At 37.7% G+C, this 16,029-nt stretch carries 15 protein-coding genes and 1 pseudogene; 1 reads left to right on the top strand and 15 read right to left on the bottom strand.

The features are described 5' to 3' along the window. The 4 genes from AC3EBE_RS17695 to AC3EBE_RS17680 all read right to left on the bottom strand — a co-directional run bounded on the left by AC3EBE_RS17695 (nucleotide 1) and on the right by AC3EBE_RS17680 (nucleotide 4,471). A complete protein-coding gene (locus tag AC3EBE_RS17695; protein WP_214738066.1) occupies nucleotides 1-858 on the bottom strand; it encodes an ABC transporter permease in 858 nt (285 codons plus the stop codon). After that, the gene (locus AC3EBE_RS17690) at nucleotides 851-1,828 is read right to left on the bottom strand and encodes an ABC transporter permease (RefSeq protein ID WP_214705842.1); all 978 of its coding nucleotides are present in this window, start codon (nucleotides 1,826-1,828) and stop codon (nucleotides 851-853) included. Before AC3EBE_RS17690 ends, AC3EBE_RS17695 begins: the two co-directional genes overlap by 8 nt. Before the next feature lie 69 nt (nucleotides 1,829-1,897). Further along, a complete protein-coding gene (locus AC3EBE_RS17685) occupies nucleotides 1,898-3,694 on the bottom strand; it encodes an ABC transporter substrate-binding protein (RefSeq protein WP_488596355.1) in 1,797 nt (598 codons plus the stop codon). Nucleotides 3,695-3,718: 24 nt separating this feature from the next. Then, nucleotides 3,719-4,471 carry a PIG-L deacetylase family protein gene (locus AC3EBE_RS17680; protein WP_488596354.1) on the bottom strand — a complete coding sequence of 251 codons (753 nt, stop codon included), beginning with the start codon at nucleotides 4,469-4,471 and terminating at the stop codon, nucleotides 3,719-3,721. A gap of 202 nt (nucleotides 4,472-4,673) precedes the next feature. Here AC3EBE_RS17680 and AC3EBE_RS17675 point away from each other — a divergent pair, with 202 nt between their 5' ends. After that, complete coding sequence (locus tag AC3EBE_RS17675; RefSeq protein WP_286182730.1) at nucleotides 4,674-5,615, top strand: plastocyanin/azurin family copper-binding protein; 942 nt, start codon at nucleotides 4,674-4,676, stop codon at nucleotides 5,613-5,615. A 237-nt stretch (nucleotides 5,616-5,852) separates the two neighbouring features. Here the strand turns inward: AC3EBE_RS17675 and AC3EBE_RS17670 are convergent, their stop codons facing one another. The 11 genes and pseudogenes from AC3EBE_RS17670 to AC3EBE_RS17620 all read right to left on the bottom strand — a co-directional run bounded on the left by AC3EBE_RS17670 (nucleotide 5,853) and on the right by AC3EBE_RS17620 (nucleotide 15,868). Next, complete coding sequence (locus AC3EBE_RS17670) at nucleotides 5,853-6,095, bottom strand: hypothetical protein (RefSeq protein WP_214904561.1); 243 nt, start codon at nucleotides 6,093-6,095, stop codon at nucleotides 5,853-5,855. A 12-nt stretch (nucleotides 6,096-6,107) separates the two neighbouring features. Beyond that, nucleotides 6,108-6,782 (bottom strand): response regulator transcription factor, encoded by a 675-nt coding sequence (locus AC3EBE_RS17665; RefSeq protein WP_311070422.1) that lies wholly within the window; start codon nucleotides 6,780-6,782, stop codon nucleotides 6,108-6,110. Beyond that, on the bottom strand, nucleotides 6,779-8,161 hold the full coding sequence (locus AC3EBE_RS17660; protein WP_311070421.1) for a sensor histidine kinase: 1,383 nt from the start codon (nucleotides 8,159-8,161) through the stop codon (nucleotides 6,779-6,781). Before AC3EBE_RS17660 ends, AC3EBE_RS17665 begins: the two co-directional genes overlap by 4 nt. A gap of 463 nt (nucleotides 8,162-8,624) precedes the next feature. After that, nucleotides 8,625-9,239, bottom strand: a complete 615-nt coding sequence (locus AC3EBE_RS17655; protein ID WP_214904554.1) for a YdhK family protein — start codon at nucleotides 9,237-9,239, stop codon at nucleotides 8,625-8,627. A gap of 249 nt (nucleotides 9,240-9,488) precedes the next feature. Then, a complete protein-coding gene (locus tag AC3EBE_RS17650; RefSeq protein WP_488596353.1) occupies nucleotides 9,489-11,918 on the bottom strand; it encodes a heavy metal translocating P-type ATPase in 2,430 nt (809 codons plus the stop codon). 127 nt (nucleotides 11,919-12,045) lie between these two features. After that, complete coding sequence (copZ, locus tag AC3EBE_RS17645; protein WP_192472096.1) at nucleotides 12,046-12,252, bottom strand: copper chaperone CopZ; 207 nt, start codon at nucleotides 12,250-12,252, stop codon at nucleotides 12,046-12,048. Nucleotides 12,253-12,266: 14 nt separating this feature from the next. Continuing rightward, nucleotides 12,267-12,608, bottom strand: coding sequence for a metal-sensitive transcriptional regulator (locus tag AC3EBE_RS17640; RefSeq protein ID WP_488596352.1), 342 nt, complete (start codon nucleotides 12,606-12,608; stop codon nucleotides 12,267-12,269). Nucleotides 12,609-13,033: 425 nt separating this feature from the next. Next, nucleotides 13,034-13,978, bottom strand: coding sequence for a F510_1955 family glycosylhydrolase (locus AC3EBE_RS17635; protein ID WP_488596351.1), 945 nt, complete (start codon nucleotides 13,976-13,978; stop codon nucleotides 13,034-13,036). Nucleotides 13,979-14,221: 243 nt separating this feature from the next. Continuing rightward, nucleotides 14,222-14,729, bottom strand: a pseudogene (gene spoIIP / locus AC3EBE_RS17630) (stage II sporulation protein P). Nucleotides 14,730-14,784: 55 nt separating this feature from the next. Continuing rightward, nucleotides 14,785-15,372, bottom strand: a complete 588-nt coding sequence (locus tag AC3EBE_RS17625; protein WP_488596350.1) for a hypothetical protein — start codon at nucleotides 15,370-15,372, stop codon at nucleotides 14,785-14,787. A 169-nt stretch (nucleotides 15,373-15,541) separates the two neighbouring features. After that, on the bottom strand, nucleotides 15,542-15,868 hold the full coding sequence (locus AC3EBE_RS17620) for a four-helix bundle copper-binding protein (protein ID WP_214738044.1): 327 nt from the start codon (nucleotides 15,866-15,868) through the stop codon (nucleotides 15,542-15,544). Between the last annotated feature and the right edge of the window lie 161 nt (nucleotides 15,869-16,029).

Below are 16,029 nucleotides of genomic sequence, written 5' to 3'. Positions count from 1 at the left end.
CTAACGCCCCCTTCTCAGTCGCGGATTCATAACTTCTTCCAATGAATAGCCAGTAAAAGCAAATCCTATTACCAGTGTGGTGATGAGTAAGCCAGGAGGAAGTATCCACCAGATCCATGCATCCGTCAAGAACGCTCCCCTTGCCTGGGCATAATATAAAATCGTTCCCCAGCTCTTAGTAAAAGGGTCTCCTAGACCCAAAAAGCTTAGAGAGGCTTCAATTAAAATAGAATGACTTGCTGCTAATACAAATTGGGAAAGTGCAATTGGGATAACACCAGGCAAAATATGCCGGCCTAATATGACCTTAATATTTGTGCCGATTGATTTGGCGGCTTCGACATACCCTTTTGTTTTTAGCGTTAATACCTGTGATCTTATAACCCTTGCTGGGCTCGCCCAAGAAATTAAGCTTATAACCAAAATGATATTCCAAAAACTTGGACCTATAAAGGCTGCCAATAAAATCATAAGAGGCAAAAACGGGATAACAAGAACAAGGTCTACTAATCTCATTAAAAGAGCATCTACTTTTCCGCCGTAATACCCTGATATTACACCGATAAGGCATCCAAGAAGAATTGAAATAAAGGCAGCAAGGACACCAATTAATAATGAAATTCTAGTCCCATACAGCAATTCACTTAAAATATCCTGTCCTACGTCATTGGTACCCAGGAGAAATTGACTGTTAGGTTTCGTAAATGGTGTTCCCACACGTTCAGTCGGGTCAAATGGTGCAAGTAAAGGAGCGAAAACAGCTATCGCCAAAAATATAATTAAAAGTCCTAATCCGACTATACCGATATTATTAGATGTAAGTACATGCCAATACTTTCTCCATTTTTTATTACCCATTTCGGCTTCCCACCTTCGGATCAAGTAAAGGATAAAGTAAATCCGCCAAGAAATTGGCAATGACAACACTGAAGGTAATAATCAGGAATGTCGCCTGAATCAGTGGGTAATCTCTGCTTAGGACTGATTCAAACATTAATCGTCCTACACCCGGGTATGCAAAGACCGTTTCTATTACAGTTGCCCCGCCCAAGGTAAACCCTAAACTAAGCATAAATACAGTAGCCACCGGAAGCAAAGCGTTTCTCATGGCATGCTTATACTTAATAACTTTTTCTTTTACGCCCTTTGCTTTGGCCATCATAATATAGTCTTCCCCAAGAACATTTAGCATCGAATATCTCATAATCATGAAGGTGCTTGTTACTGAGATTAATATAAGAGTTGTTAATGGTAATATAAGGTGTTTACTAATATCAATGAATCTATCCATACCCGAATAGTTCGACCAGGCACTTTCAGCTCCGAAAACAGGGAGCCATCCTAATTGAGCTGAAAAAATAGAAACTAAAATCATACCGACCCAGAAGGAAGGCATTGCACTTAGAAACATAAAAACTGTCAATAAATTCGCATCAGTTTTAGTCCCTCTGCGCCAGGCTGAAATGGCTCCAAACATTACTCCTAGAATGGTTGAGAGGACAAGACCGAGCCCTGTTAGAAGCATTGTCCAAGGTAAGCGCTCCATAATAATCTCTGAAATCGGTCTTTTTTGCTGATAGGAGAAACCGAATTCTCCTGTCAGAATATTTTTTATATAAGTTACGTATTGTTCAAATATGGAATCATTAAGTCCATGCTTTTCCAAGATTGCTTCTTTCTCAGCGCTGGACATTAATCCAACATCCTCACCTGCCAAAAATACGAGGGGATTGCCTGGCATAAGCCTAGGCAGAAGAAAGTTCAATGTCAGCATTAGGAAGATAACAATTGTGTATTGCAAAAGCTTGCCTGCCATAAATTTCCCCATTATTCTGCACCTCCTGCTAGTTTAGGAAAAAATCCCGTAAAAATTTTTACGGGATAGATCCTTTATTCCTTAAAAATCAAAATCATCCTTATCGTTCGTCTTCTTTTTCCTTTTTAATAAGAAGAAAACTATAGCTGCTATTACGATAAGTACGCCAAAAATTAAAATCCCGTTATTATTTTCTTTTACTGAATTGCTGTCATTAGAAGTTTTTTCATCAGAAGATTTACTTTCCCCACCGGAATTACTGTTATTCCCAGCAGCATCTTCACTTCTTTCCCCAGAGACAAATGACAACTTATTGATTATCCCTTTTCCTGTTTGGAAAACAAAACCATCATATTTTTCAGGGTTATAAGCATTGACGATTTCCTGATAATAGAGAGTAATAATTGGTGCTTCATCTGCTACCATTAATTGCAGATCATTAATAAGCTCTTGTCGTTCCGTCTCATCAAATGTCGCTCTTAGTTGGTCCGACAGAGCATCAAATTCTTTGTTTTTATAACCACCGATATTTACAGCACCAATTGCAGGATCTGAATAAAACAACTCGACTATCCGATCAGGGAAAAGCTGCATCGTGTTTGACCAGCCGAATACTCCCATATCAAAGTTTCTTCCCTTGCTAACATCGTAGTCAGGCCACATTAAACTAATAATGGTTGTGTCTTCCATGGCTTTTACAGAATTTTTGATACCTATCTCATTTATAGCTTCAGAAATCAGTTCTGCAACACGGATTCTAATTGGATTGTTAGAGTGGACTAGTGTTGTGAAATTTATTTCTTCTCCTTTTTGGTCTTCCCTGAAACCGTCCCCATTTGTATCCTTGAAACCAGCATCATCAAGGATTTTCTTTGCTTTTTCGGGATCGTAAGAAGTTTTTACTTCACTATTGTATGAAGGTGATGATGGATGAATAAAACCTGGGCTGCCGACTTCTGCAAATCCTAAAAGCACGATATCAACCAAACTTTTTTTATCTATTGCAAGATCAATTGCCTGTCTGAAAGGCTTTTCTGTCATAGGATATTTTTCAGAATTCAGCTGGAATAATGTTGTGCTGAATCCTGCTCCACGTGAAATCTTTAATGAGGGATTAGACTCGAATTGGCTAACAAGCTCCGGAGATATATTTGATGAAATCGCATCAATTTCCCCAGATTTCAATGCATTGTAAAGTGCTGTAGTATCTTTGATGATTGGAAATATGATTTCTTGAATAGGCGGAGCTTCTTTAAAATAGTCCTTGTTAGCGGTCATTTTATAATATTGATCAGCTTTATGTTCACTTAAAATGTATGGCCCACTTCCTATTGCATTGGTTTCACTATCAGGCGCTGAGATTTTAGACCAAATATGCTCTGGTAAAATTGGTACATCTGCAAGAGGTTGAATCAAGAAGTTTGGATCGGGTTTTGAAAGAATCATTGTAAAGTCTGTTTCATTTTCAACAGTTAATGAGGCAACGTTTTTAAGAGGGTTGGTAAATCTTGATTTAGGATGTTTAATAAAATAATCTACAGTAAACTTAACATCATCAGACGTAAGCATTTCTCCATCATGCCATTTTATATTATCGTTCAATTTAAAACTGTACTCCAGCCCGTCATCACTGACGTTATACTCTTTTACAAGCCACGGCACTGGTTTGTTATCCTTGTCTAGTTGCAATAGAGTGTCATACAGCAGGCTAACCAAGTCAAGACCTGGATAACCGGTTTGATAAGTATAAGGGTTTAACGTGCTTTCATCACTAAGAATTCCAATTTTTAGTGATTCTACTTCTGATTTAGCCAGACTGTTTCCTGCAGAAGAAAAAACAAAAAGAGCAATAATAATAAGTGATATTAACTTCCTCATTTTTTCCAACCCCCTTATATTTTGTTAAACCATTAATTCTTGCAAGTGGAAATTCCCTTCTCTACGATAGGCTTCCGCAAGAGCGAAATGACCATGGGTGGCAAGGCCATGATAAACATGAACAGCCTTATCTAGAACTTGATGTATTGCTCTTCCCTTTTCCTGAAAGTTGGTTAATTTTGAGAATCCTGGATACAGAATTTCAGCTGCTTTCTGATCAAGCATTTCATCAAAATGCATGCCACTGAATTCCAATTGACTTTCAAGCATATCCATTGCGCGTTCTTTATTCTCCCATACTTCTGTAATGTCAACGACAGTATTAGGATGGTGCGGTGTCATGTAGTAAATAGTTGGAATCGGATGAGGTTCTAATCCTGGAAGTTCATCTAAAGCAAAATCTCTGCTAGAAAGGGCGATGGACTCGAGAAGCAAAGTCATTGCCGGACGACGGTCGGGGTCCAAATCGTGAAAGGAATGTTCGGGATCTTGGGTAATAATGATGTCAGGTTTAACCTCTCTAATAATTTTTATAATTTTTTTCTTGGATTCAACGCTTAAATCAACGGTGCCATACTGGAAATTCAGAAATGTAATATCCTTTACTCCAAGTATTTCTGCTGCATTCCTAACCTGTGGTTGGCTAGTTTCCCGGCACAGCATGATGGATGCAAATGATTCTCCACCATTTAGAACGTTCTTAGCCAATGCACCTCCGCACTCTACAACTTCCATTCCATAGACCCCAAGAAACAATATTTTCTGTCCTTTTGCCATTCTATTCCCTCCTCAAATGTACTTTACCCCGCTACGGTATATTCATGGAGTAATTAAAAATAATCTTACTACCATACTAACCTTTTGTAAATACTAAATATTTAGAATTTTTTAATAATTATTCTTAAATAGAATTCTTTTTTTAAGAATGGCTTGTCTAGGAGTGACATATGATGTACCAAATAAAGGAGGTCGAAGATGAATGAACGAATTTCACTATTTTGTTTTAGGGACACTATTACTTGTGACTCTAATTTCCATCATACTTTCATACCAATATAGAACAAAGATGAAGAGTATGGCATCCATGGTTATATCTATGGCTATATCAATGAATATTGGTATAACCTCAGGGATTCTTTTTGGGTTTTTAAATCAAGGAGATTTATTCCTTTCTTCCCTTATTTCCGTATTGATTGGAATTTCGGTAGGTATTGCTGCAGGATTTGCATTTGGGATACTCCCGGTTATTGAGGGATCTATGGCTGGAATGATGGGGGGAATGATGGGTGCAATGCTTGGTGAAATGATTTCAAGACTCCAAGCAGTTTCTCTTCTAAATATATTTTTGACTATTACTGTCTCTACCTTATTCCTGTATTTGATTCTTTCCCAACAAAAAGCAACCAAAGATACTAGAGTTTTTACCAGTTGGCTTTTAAAGCCAATCTTTACATTCATTGTTTTAGTAGGATACTTTTATTTTGGCAACCAATTAAATAAAGAGTCGGTTATTTCAAAAGAATCACCAATACATGAGAACCATTCCCAAATTACTACTGATGACAAGGATGAGCAATTAAACCGAATAACTATTCAAGTTAACCCATCAAAATTTTCCTATTCTCCAAGTAAAATCAATTTGTCAAAAAACAAAAAAGTCTTACTTACCTTTACTAATCACGACTCCATAGAGCATGATATCGTGATAGTAAAAATGCCGACATTGCCTAATACCGACCAGGAAAACATCACATCACATGGTTCACATGATTCACATGGAGATGGACTACATTTACATGCTAGTCCACATGAGGAGGGAAACATTTCTTTTACTCCTACTGAAACTGGTTCATATGAGTTTTATTGTTCCCTGCCAGGGCATAGAGAGAACGGAATGGTCGGAATTATCGTAGTTGAGTAAGTAAGTTAATTCATTTTCAATTATGAATATAAGAACTTGAATCCTCACTAAATATTGATGAATACGGTTTGACCCGTTGATGCGATACCAAAATTCTTTGCGTCATCTCCTTAATTGAAATTAATAAATATGTAATTTTCTTATTGGCTGATACACTATAGGTCACTACTGTATAAAATAAAACAGCCTTCCTTGTTCTTGAAGTGAACAAGGAAGGCATAAAAGGGTTATGACTACTTATTTTTTTCGATTAATGCGGTTGAACACCATCCACAGCAACAAACCGATTCCAAGCAATATAAGGAACAGCCAAAAAGCCTGACCGAACCAGAAACGCATATGATGGTACATCATTTGCCTTCCCATCATCATCCCCATGGAAGTTGGCGGGAACCATATCATTCTGACTACGAAAAACAGGAAAAACAACCCTGTTATGGTGGAAAATGTCATTATGATGATCGGCAATAAACGCTTCATTTTTCATCACCACTATTCCATTTTATATCCAATACCCCAAACTGTCTTAACAATAGACTTATCCACTCCAGCTTTCTGCAACTTTTCACGAAGGTTTTTGATATGCGAATCCACAGTCCGGTCCTCACCCATGAATTCAATCCCCCAAATCATATCCACAAGTTGTTCTCGTGATAAGACTTTTCCCCTGTGCTCGATTAGTGCTGCGAGAATGTCGAATTCAGTCTGTGTCAGGATGATACTCAACCCTTCATACATTGCTTCCCTCGCGATGAGGTCAATTACCATCCCTTGATACTTCAAGATGTTCTCTCCAGAATTGGAATGGCCGGTCCTCCTAAGGAGTGCTTTGACCCTTACTAGCAGCTCTGCTTCATCAAAAGGTTTGACAAGGTAATCATCCGCCCCTGTTGATAAGCCAGTAACTTTGTCCTGGACAGCACCCTTAGCAGTAAGCATGATAATCGGCAAGTCAGACATTTTACGCACATGCTGTATTGTCTCCCACCCGTCCATCATAGGCATCATTACATCCAGAATCATCAGGTCGTAGTCATCCTTTCGAAGCATGTCAATTGCCTCCTGTCCGTCCTCTGCTTCCTCCACATGATAGCCTTCTTGAAGCAGATAAAGTTTAACCAGCTTTCTCATTTGTGCCTCGTCGTCAACAATCAATATTTTGTTCATTCCACTCTCTCCTTGGAAGTTTTTAAGTAGATGGTAAAAACAGTACCTTCATTCAGCTTACTGTTAACCTGAATCTGTCCACCATGGGCTTCGATAATTTGCTTCACCACATAGAGTCCAAGACCTGTTCCTCCAGTTTTCCTTCCCCTTGAACGTTCCACCCGGTAAAATCTATCCCAAATTCGGGAAAGTTCAGGCTTAGGTATTCCTTCCCCAGTATCACAGATTTCTACAACAACAAGGTCCTTTTTGGTCGAGGATCGAATGGTAATTTCGCCTTCAGTGCTGTATTTTACCGCGTTTTCAAGCAGGTTGTAGAAAACCTGCTCCATTCTCTCTTTATCTACTTTTGTTTTTGGCAGTCCGTCCTCAAGTTCAAGAGTGATCTTCAGTCCTTTTTTTACCACTTCAGGTCTGAGGTTCGTAGCTGTTTTATTAATTAGCTCATTTAGGTTGACCGGCCTTTTATCCAGTTCGAATTTCCCTACCTGAAGCTTGCTCATTTCAAACAGGTCATTAATCATGATGGATAGCCGCTGTGCCTCTTTATTTATGATTGATAAGTACTCCTCTTTTTCTTCGTCGCTATTTGCCATTCCTTTTTTCAACACATCGCTGTACCCTTTGATGTATGTCAAGGGAGTCCGAAGTTCATGGGATACTGCAGCCAGGAATTCATTCCTGCTATCTTCAAAGTATTGAAGTTGTTCACCCAACTTCTGGATAGATATGCCAAGTTGGGCTACTTCATCCTCGCCTTTGACCGGAATCGTTTGCATATACTTTCCCAATGACATTTTAGAAGTGGCTTCCTTCATTGCAAGCAATGGACTGGTCAGTTTTTTTGACAAAATACCGATAAGCCCGAAAGCCAGGAGGATAATCCCAACACTGGCTATTGTGATAAGGGCATTCATGACAAAGACGATTTCTCGGAGGATGTTTGAAGGATAGTACATGTAAACATACCCTTCTTGATCGCCAATAACAGAGACTGAGATGATATAGCGATGGTCCCTCCAATCATCTTCTAGAATATAACTGCTTTTTTTCCTGTTTTCTCCAAGATGCTTCTTCATGTCATTGTCGGGGTCTTTTGAAGCAGCGATGATATTGTTTTCGGAATCTACAATAAGCACCTCAGTTGTGACTCCTTGTTCCATTTCAACCACATGGCCAATCGTTGCCCGGTCGAAGTTTTCTTCTAAAATACGGGCGTGGTTGTTTCCACGCGTGAGGACATCCTGCTTAATATAATCAATCAAGACATTTGTGAAAACACTATAGAGGACCAAACCAAGCAGTAGAAGGAAGCAGACAAATATCCCACTGAACAAAAGGCCCAATTTAAAAGATATATTCTTCAACCTAGAAGGCATATAAAATTCTCACCCTAACTCAATAACTACTTCATTTTATTTGTATTACTCATTTAATAATAGATTAAAAAAATCAAGAAAATGTGGAGAAATCTGATAATCCTAGATTATCGGACGTCTTTCCTAATTCAAGTTGATTCAAGAATCAACTTAGACAAGTCATAAAGTATTGTTTCTTCAAGACTAAAGTTCAATGGCTAAAGCATTTTAATAATTTAGCAACTGATAACCAATTATTCTTTTTTCCACTCTCTGTTTCCTTTAAAACGATCTAGTGAGGCAGAATTGTAGCAAGAATTGAGGCAGTATTTAGAAGAACTAAAATAGAAGAAAGAACATCTTAATTATCTTATATAATGGCCTTTTATTTACAAAGGGTAACTCGAAAAATAATCACATAAAAAAGGGTGTTCAGAAAGTCTAAAATATGACTTACCTGACACCCTGTTACTTTTAAGTTGTTTTATTCAACCGGTGATAGTTCATCTTCTGTTACCCATTTATGATTTTTCACTTCTTCACCATTCGTAGTCAGTGTGAAATCAACCATGTACACTGTTGTTTGTTCAGCAGAATCAATTTCAGCAGTTACCCCGTCCATTCCCTCCATATGTTCAGCATTTATAGTAACTTCTGCTCCAGGTTTAAGTGCTTCTTCTCTGACTCCCTCTAACTCTTCATGAATCACCCATTTATGATCTTCCACTCTTTCTCCCCCGGTAGTCGGAGTATATGAAACAGTATAAACTGTTGTGTCAAATGCCCCTACAATAGTTGCTTCCGAACCTTTCATACCTGGCATATGATCGGATTCAATAATTGCTTTGCTCCCAACTTTATAAGCTGGTGAAGCCGCCTCTTTTAAACCTTCAGGAACTTCACCCGAACCGGACATATCCATATTGCCATGATCCATATCTTCCATATCTTCATCCATATTATCTTGGTTCTCTTCTGTATTGTTATTCCCCGTACTTTCATTTTTTTCTTCATTTGCATTTGCACATGCCCCTAGTAGTAATAAAAGAGAGGTCAGCAATACAAATAGCATTAATCCTTTTGTATTAATTCTTAACATTCAAGAAACTCCTCCTTTGGCATTTTAGATTATCTTACCCTGAATTAGTAATTCGACACATCAATTCCCTTAATCTTTTATTCCCCATCTGCGAACATTTATCTGAAAGTCAAAATTATTACTTAATAACTGCATAGAAGGCAATCATTTAAAAATTACTAATCTGTATGGTTTTTTCATAGGTAAGGGAAGAAACGAGAATGACTCAGTAAGTCACTCCCATTTCTTGTACTTTTTTCTAGACCTTTTCTAGCGAATAGGTTTCCATTTTCGTAAAAACAGTGTATTGCCAACTACTGAAACAGAACTGAAAGCCATAGCTCCTCCAGCGAGAATTGGGTTTAAAAGGCCGATTGCTGCTACCGGTATCAATATAACATTATACGCAAATGCCCAGAAAAGATTTTGTTTGATTTTTCTCATTGTAGATTTGGATAGGCTAATTGTATCAACTATTCCCATCAAATCACCTCGCATTAAGGTGATATCCGCAGCTTCCATTGCAACATCTGTACCTGTTCCAATGGCTATACCAACATGCGCAGCAGCTAGTGCTGGTGCATCATTGATACCATCCCCGACCATGGCTACAATTTTTCCTTCCTGCTTTAACTTTTCTACCTCGGCTGATTTGTCTTCCGGGAGTACTTCGGCAAGTACCCGATCAACCCCCACCTGCTTGGCAATAGCCTCGGCTGTCAATTTATTATCGCCAGTTATCATAATAACTTCTATGCCCATATTTTTAAGGTGTTTAATTGCTTTCGCTGATGTTTCCTTTACTGTATCAGCAACTGCGATTATACCGGCAAGGTTGTCATTAACTGCTATTAACATAGCAGTTTTGCCTTCTCCTTCAAGTTTTTCCATTCGATTTAATGCAATATCAATACCAATACTATTTTTGTACATTAACTTTTTATTCCCTATAAATACCTTTTGATCATTGATGTCCACTTGAATTCCATGCCCTGGGATGGCATTAAAGTTTTGGGCATCCTGAAGTGGAAGCTCCTTTTCTTTTGCTGCATTAATAATTGCTTCTCCAAGTGGATGCTCTGATCCTTTTTCGGCAGAAGCAGCTAATTGCAATAATTCATTTTCACTGTATTCCCCAAATGTGATGATATCTGTTACATCTGGTTCTCCTTTAGTTATAGTACCGGTCTTATCCAGTACAACGGTAGTTACCCGCTGTGCTGTTTGAAGATGTTCAGCTCCTTTAATAAGGAGGCCATTTTCAGCACCTTTTCCAGTACCAACCATTACTGCAGTTGGTGTAGCCAAGCCTAATGCACAAGGACATGCAATAACCAGCACAGCAATAGTGCTGACAAGGGCAGGCGTAAATCCTGCCAGGAAATAAGTTATAGCAAAAGTACCTAATGCAATTAGTATGACAATCGGGACAAAGATTCCAGATATTTTATCGGCAAGTTTCTGAATAGGGGCTTTTGAGCCCTGAGCTTCTTCGACAAGTTTGATAATTTGAGCTAACGCAGTATCCTTTCCAACTTTGGTCGCTTTAAAGGTAAACGCCCCGTGTTTATTTACAGTTGCTCCAATAACTGTGTCGCCTTTTCCTTTTGTAACAGGCATACTTTCACCGGTAAGCATGGATTCATCTACTGTAGTATTTCCCTCGATTATTTCTCCATCTACTGGAACCTTTTCTCCTGCTCGAACAAAAATCAAGTCACCTGTTTGAACCTCTTCTAGTGGAATATCAAGTTCTTCTCCATTTCGTAGGACCTTTGCTGTTTTTGCTTGAAGTCCCATGAGCGTTTTAATTGCTTCAGATGTTTGCCCTTTTGCCCTTGTTTCAAGCAATTTCCCCAAAACAATTAAGGTCATAACAATGGCAGCTGCTTCATAATACAAAAATTGCCCTGTTCCTAATATCGTGACAATTAAACTGTAAAAATATGCGGCTGAAGTTCCCAGTACAACTAAAACTGCCATGTTTGCACTGCCCCCACGAACCGCATTGAAGGCATCACGGTAATAATGGCCTCCTACATAGAATTGAACTGGAGTAGCAAGAAGGAATTGAACCCATGGACTCATATGAAAAAACATCCCATTTCCATATTCCATCGCAAAATCCGATATCATTTGAATTAAGAAAAACACAGATAGGATTGCCCCTACAGTGAATTTTCTGACCTGCGTTTTGTATTCCTTTTCCCTTGCGCTACGCTCATAATCATCATTACTATCGCCTACTACCCTGGCATCGTAGCCGACTTTTTTTACAGCCGCCATTATTTGCTCGATATTTGTGTTGCCAGGAATATATTCGATAATTGCTTTTTCAGTTGCTAAATTGACAGCTGCGCTAGTAACTCCTTCAACCTTTTTCAAGCCTTTTTCAACACGAGTTGAACATGATGCACATGTCATTCCAATGATATCGAGTTGGACTTTTTCCTCCTGAACTCCATAGCCCGTCTTTTTTATTTTCGCAATGACATCATTAACAGAAGCAACAGCAGGATCATATATAACAGAAGCTTTCTCAGTAGCGAGGTTCACATTAGCCTTTTGTACCCCTGGAACTTTGGCAATGTTTTTCTCGATGCGTGTCGCACACGCAGCACATGTCATTCCAGTGATACTCAATGTAACGTTTTCTTCTGAAAGATCAGTTTGAGTCTTTGCTATTGATTTCTCACCCATTTTTCTTCCTCCTTTTTAGCTGGAAATGAGGATAAATACTATATTATCAAGATTGGTTATATACCCATACAGGGTATACATGTTATTAAAAGAAAGGGTGTCGCATTAAGCACACCCTTCTTCATAATTAATTCACATCATAACCTTGATCATCAATAGTTTCCTTAATCTTATCCAGGGAAACTTCCGTTGGACTGTATTCCACATCGACTTTTCCGCTTTCAAGATAAACTTTAACATTTGAAACTCCAGGTAATTCTCCTACACTACCCTCAATCGCTTTAACACAATGTCCACACGACATACCAAGTACATTTAATGTTACCTTTTCCATTTCTAACAGCTCCTTTACTTTTTTATTAACTTATGAATAGTAACGAGTACTTCATCTAATACATCGAAATCTCCTTGCTCCAGGCGGTCCACTACGCATCCCTTTAAATGTCCTTCTAAAAGAACTTTTGCCACGCTGTTCAAAGCAGATTGGGTTGCTGATATTTGTGTAATGACATCATCACAATAAGTGTCTCTTTCGATTAAACCTTTTATGCCACGTATTTGACCTTCTATCCGGTTTAGTCGAATCAAAAGTGAGTTTTTCACTTTATCCGAGTGATGACTTTTCCTTACGAGCTCGTAACAATTTACTTCATCAGCAATTAAAGTATTCGTTTTTATTTCAGGTTGCATTTAGCTTCCCCCCTTCTATAACCAATATACTATACCCCTGTACCCTATGTAAAGAATAATTAATTTTTTTTGAAAAATATGTAATTAATGTGAACGCGAAACAAGATAAGCATTGTACTTGATTTCAGTTTGCTTAATTGGTATTGCCGTCTACTACCTATGTATCATTTTGTACATAAAAACGGGTCTATCATTTGAGTGTCATTAAGGTTTTCTTCTACAGACCTGCAAAACCGGGTTTATTGTTCTATTCCGGGACATAAACAAAATGAAGGATTGGCACTATTACGGAAAATTTAGGAAAAGCCATCCCTCGATTATTTATACAGGGATGGCTTTTAGGCTGTGCTTCACTCTTTTGACAGTCAACTTCATGCAATTATATTTAATTTCCTATATCTATCAGGTAACATTTCTATTTATGATTACTTTTTTCCTGACTTCCTACTGGTACCTTCTTCAACAATTTCTTCCCATTTTTTGCCACCATTACTACTTGTATATACATTTAGTAGATCGGTTGCAAATGAGAGTTCATTTTTGTTTTCACGGTTTACGGCAATATACGAGATATTTCCTTCAAAGTTTTGGGGCATATTTAAATTACTGAAACTACTATCATTAATATTAATTTTTAAGATTCGCTTGTCTCCATTATTTGTTCCTGCAATTATTGTATCATCATCTGAAAATACAGCAGCACTCACACTTAAATCAGTTACTATCTGTTCAAACGAATCTCCATAGTTCTCAGATAAATAGAGACCCTGATCTGTACCAATAGCGAATGTTCCATTTCTGGAAGGGTGTGCCGACATTACTAAAGGAGAGCCGGATATCCCCTGCATATTCATTAAATTCCAGGTTTCTCCCTGGTTATTTGAGTAGTAAAATCCTTGTTCTTTCATTTTGGAATTAGGTTCAGATGCAAAAACATAGATTTCTTCTGTTTCGTACCCTACAGACAATGCATGGAAATCTGACTCCCCATGCAAATCAACTACATCCACCGTCTGTCCATTATCTTTGCTTTTTACAATTCCTAATGGATTTTTAAGGTTAGAACTTGGTGCTGGGTGTCCACTGCTGTAAAACCCATTTTTAACAGGAGAATACCCCATATAATCATTTTTTGGTCCTTCAGGTATTGACCATGATCCATTAGAGTATACCTTCAAACCATCATGGACTGCTGCAATTAACTTTTCTCCATCTCCTGAATAGCTAAGACCATGCAAGTCAGAAAATGTCATTTTATTTCCTCCGTTATTAGGAAGAAGAATTAAAATTACGAATAACCCTATTACTACTAGAAAGAGCCAGCCTAAGCCAAACTTTTGCTCTTTGTTTTGTTTTTTCTTTTTAGACATCGTTTCCCTCCTGAAATCTATTATCCCTTTACTTTTGTCACTACTATCCCATAAAGCTGTGCATTTTTTATGAAGCACCATATTGATATATGGTTTGACAATAATTAGTGATTTAACAAGAGGGAGATAGGCATACTTCGAAGAAGAAGTGGGTTTCGAACTTGTATTCTGTTATAAAAATAAGAATTTCATGCGTTGATAGAAATAAAGAATCTATTATAAAAATCGCCAAAACTAAAACAATCAATTCCCGTTTACTTCCTCAGCTTCCCAATAATATTCACTGAAAACTTCTGCAAATGCTTTAATAGAATGATCCAATTCAATGCTATTATTCTCTATTCCTCCAAACTCAAGCAGCATCGATTGGCTGGAAAGGTCTTGATTATATACTCCATTCCCATCATCTTTTGTCTTTACAAAAACACCTCTGCTGATTCCTGGGAATTGCTTTTCTAGCATTTTATTCAATTCTTTGGCTAAGGCAAGATTACTTTCATAGTTTTTATTTTCCCTTCCCACTATAAAATAATCTTGCAAATGGCTTTCCGTTGATCATTGTAGTTGTAAGCTTTTTAGGTTGGGAATCCCTGTGAATATCAATAAGATAACCAATAGATGATTCTTGTGCCATTACCTCTTTTACTGTCTCTCTTGAAAGCGTATATGAATCATTGTAATTCCAATTTTTCTTTTTTAATTCCTCTGTAACATTGGACGTGCTGTGGCTTGCTCCAATGCCTTTTTTCATTAATTCGTCTCTTAGCTTTTCCCCACTGCTATTATGTTTTTACTTTCATTTAAACTTACAGCTTCATTTGCGGTCTTCTTCCCAGGCAACGAGGGCAAAAAAGCTTCCCAGCTGTGGGAATGTAAATATATGCCACATCCTTTCCGGTTTTAAGGATAGGCGAAATCCTTTTTTCTTTTGAAACATTTTTTTCGCCTAGCTCCTGTTCTGCCATTTCTTTCTCTTTCAAAAGCACTTCTAACGGGGGAGCAGATTCCATTGGCATTGTGGTAAGATCTGTCCCAATTCCTGCGATAGCAATTTCGGTATTAAAGTTGGAAAAACCCGGAATTTCTCGACCAAGAAATGTTCTAGTGACTTCTGGCCAAATATTTGTAAAAGTGAGAAATACTATTCGGGAGATAGAGGGTGTTTCTTGTTCATTAATAAGTGATCTAAGCGAGCCTATTTCAGTTGCCATTAGTCTTAGGATGATATTAGTATGTACCTTTTCGCTAGTAGCTGTAATAAAGGAAGAATTTATTTTTTCTTTAAAATCAAGAAAATTAATGAAAAATATAATACTAATAATTAAGAAAAAAAGCGCGAAATAAATCTTGTGAACTCTTATTAAAAATATAGTATTTTGATGTCTTTTGTTCATTCGCTCACTCCGTTCTATAACTATCAACTTACACGATTTATATGACCGGAAATAGAATAATAGACTAGATTTCCATGTAGACTTTTAGGGTAAGGGCTTTGCCGGCATGTCGGAATTCAGACATCTTGAAGACAAAAAAACAGACACCAAGTGTCTGTTTTTTGGGTTACTATACCATTTGCCGGCATGCTTCTGCACATTTAAAGCAAGCCTCAGCACATTTTTGACAGTGTTCATGTGAATGCTTCTTGCATTCGTTTCCACAAGCCTCGCAAATATCAGCACATAACTGGCAGATCTGTTTTACAAAGGGACTGTTTGATTGCATAGATTTGGCAGCGAAAGCACAAATGTCTGCGCATTCCCGATCCATTCTTATACATTCTGCCATCATTTTTAAGTCTTCTTCATGGAAACACGCATCATAGCAAACATTACAAGCCTCCATACATTCAAGGCAAGCCTGAATACACTGTTCATAAGTTTGGTTATACATGTAATCTCCCTTTCTGTTTTTTTCCTTTCATTTGATAGGTTACCCATGCATTAAGTAAATAAACTGCATATAAAATGCATATTTTTCAAGATGCTCGCAATAACGCTCTGATTTATAAATAAAGTTTGATCAATCGCAAAGCACGTTATACCCAATTATCC

Source organism: Mesobacillus sp. (assembly GCF_057785455.1).
The sequence above is the reverse complement of the archived record's forward strand: the minus strand, read 5'-3'. Positions and strand labels throughout refer to the sequence as shown.

Bases quoted from the DNA above. Each gene is read 5' to 3' on its own strand.
- AC3EBE_RS17695 (WP_214738066.1), bottom strand. From the start codon at position 858: ATGGGTAATAAAAAATGGAGAAAGTATTGGCATGTACTTACATCTAAT.
- AC3EBE_RS17690 (WP_214705842.1), bottom strand. From the start codon at position 1,828: ATGGGGAAATTTATGGCAGGCAAGCTTTTGCAATACACAATTGTTATC.
- AC3EBE_RS17685 (WP_488596355.1), bottom strand. From the start codon at position 3,694: ATGAGGAAGTTAATATCACTTATTATTATTGCTCTTTTTGTTTTTTCT.
- AC3EBE_RS17680 (WP_488596354.1), bottom strand. From the start codon at position 4,471: ATGGCAAAAGGACAGAAAATATTGTTTCTTGGGGTCTATGGAATGGAA.
- AC3EBE_RS17675 (WP_286182730.1), top strand. From the start codon at position 4,674: ATGAACGAATTTCACTATTTTGTTTTAGGGACACTATTACTTGTGACT.
- AC3EBE_RS17670 (WP_214904561.1), bottom strand. From the start codon at position 6,095: ATGAAGCGTTTATTGCCGATCATCATAATGACATTTTCCACCATAACA.
- AC3EBE_RS17665 (WP_311070422.1), bottom strand. From the start codon at position 6,782: ATGAACAAAATATTGATTGTTGACGACGAGGCACAAATGAGAAAGCTG.
- AC3EBE_RS17660 (WP_311070421.1), bottom strand. From the start codon at position 8,161: ATGCCTTCTAGGTTGAAGAATATATCTTTTAAATTGGGCCTTTTGTTC.
- AC3EBE_RS17655 (WP_214904554.1), bottom strand. From the start codon at position 9,239: ATGTTAAGAATTAATACAAAAGGATTAATGCTATTTGTATTGCTGACC.
- AC3EBE_RS17650 (WP_488596353.1), bottom strand. From the start codon at position 11,918: ATGGGTGAGAAATCAATAGCAAAGACTCAAACTGATCTTTCAGAAGAA.
- copZ (WP_192472096.1), bottom strand. From the start codon at position 12,252: ATGGAAAAGGTAACATTAAATGTACTTGGTATGTCGTGTGGACATTGT.
- AC3EBE_RS17640 (WP_488596352.1), bottom strand. From the start codon at position 12,608: ATGCAACCTGAAATAAAAACGAATACTTTAATTGCTGATGAAGTAAAT.
- AC3EBE_RS17635 (WP_488596351.1), bottom strand. From the start codon at position 13,978: ATGTCTAAAAAGAAAAAACAAAACAAAGAGCAAAAGTTTGGCTTAGGC.
- AC3EBE_RS17625 (WP_488596350.1), bottom strand. From the start codon at position 15,372: ATGAACAAAAGACATCAAAATACTATATTTTTAATAAGAGTTCACAAG.
- AC3EBE_RS17620 (WP_214738044.1), bottom strand. From the start codon at position 15,868: ATGTATAACCAAACTTATGAACAGTGTATTCAGGCTTGCCTTGAATGT.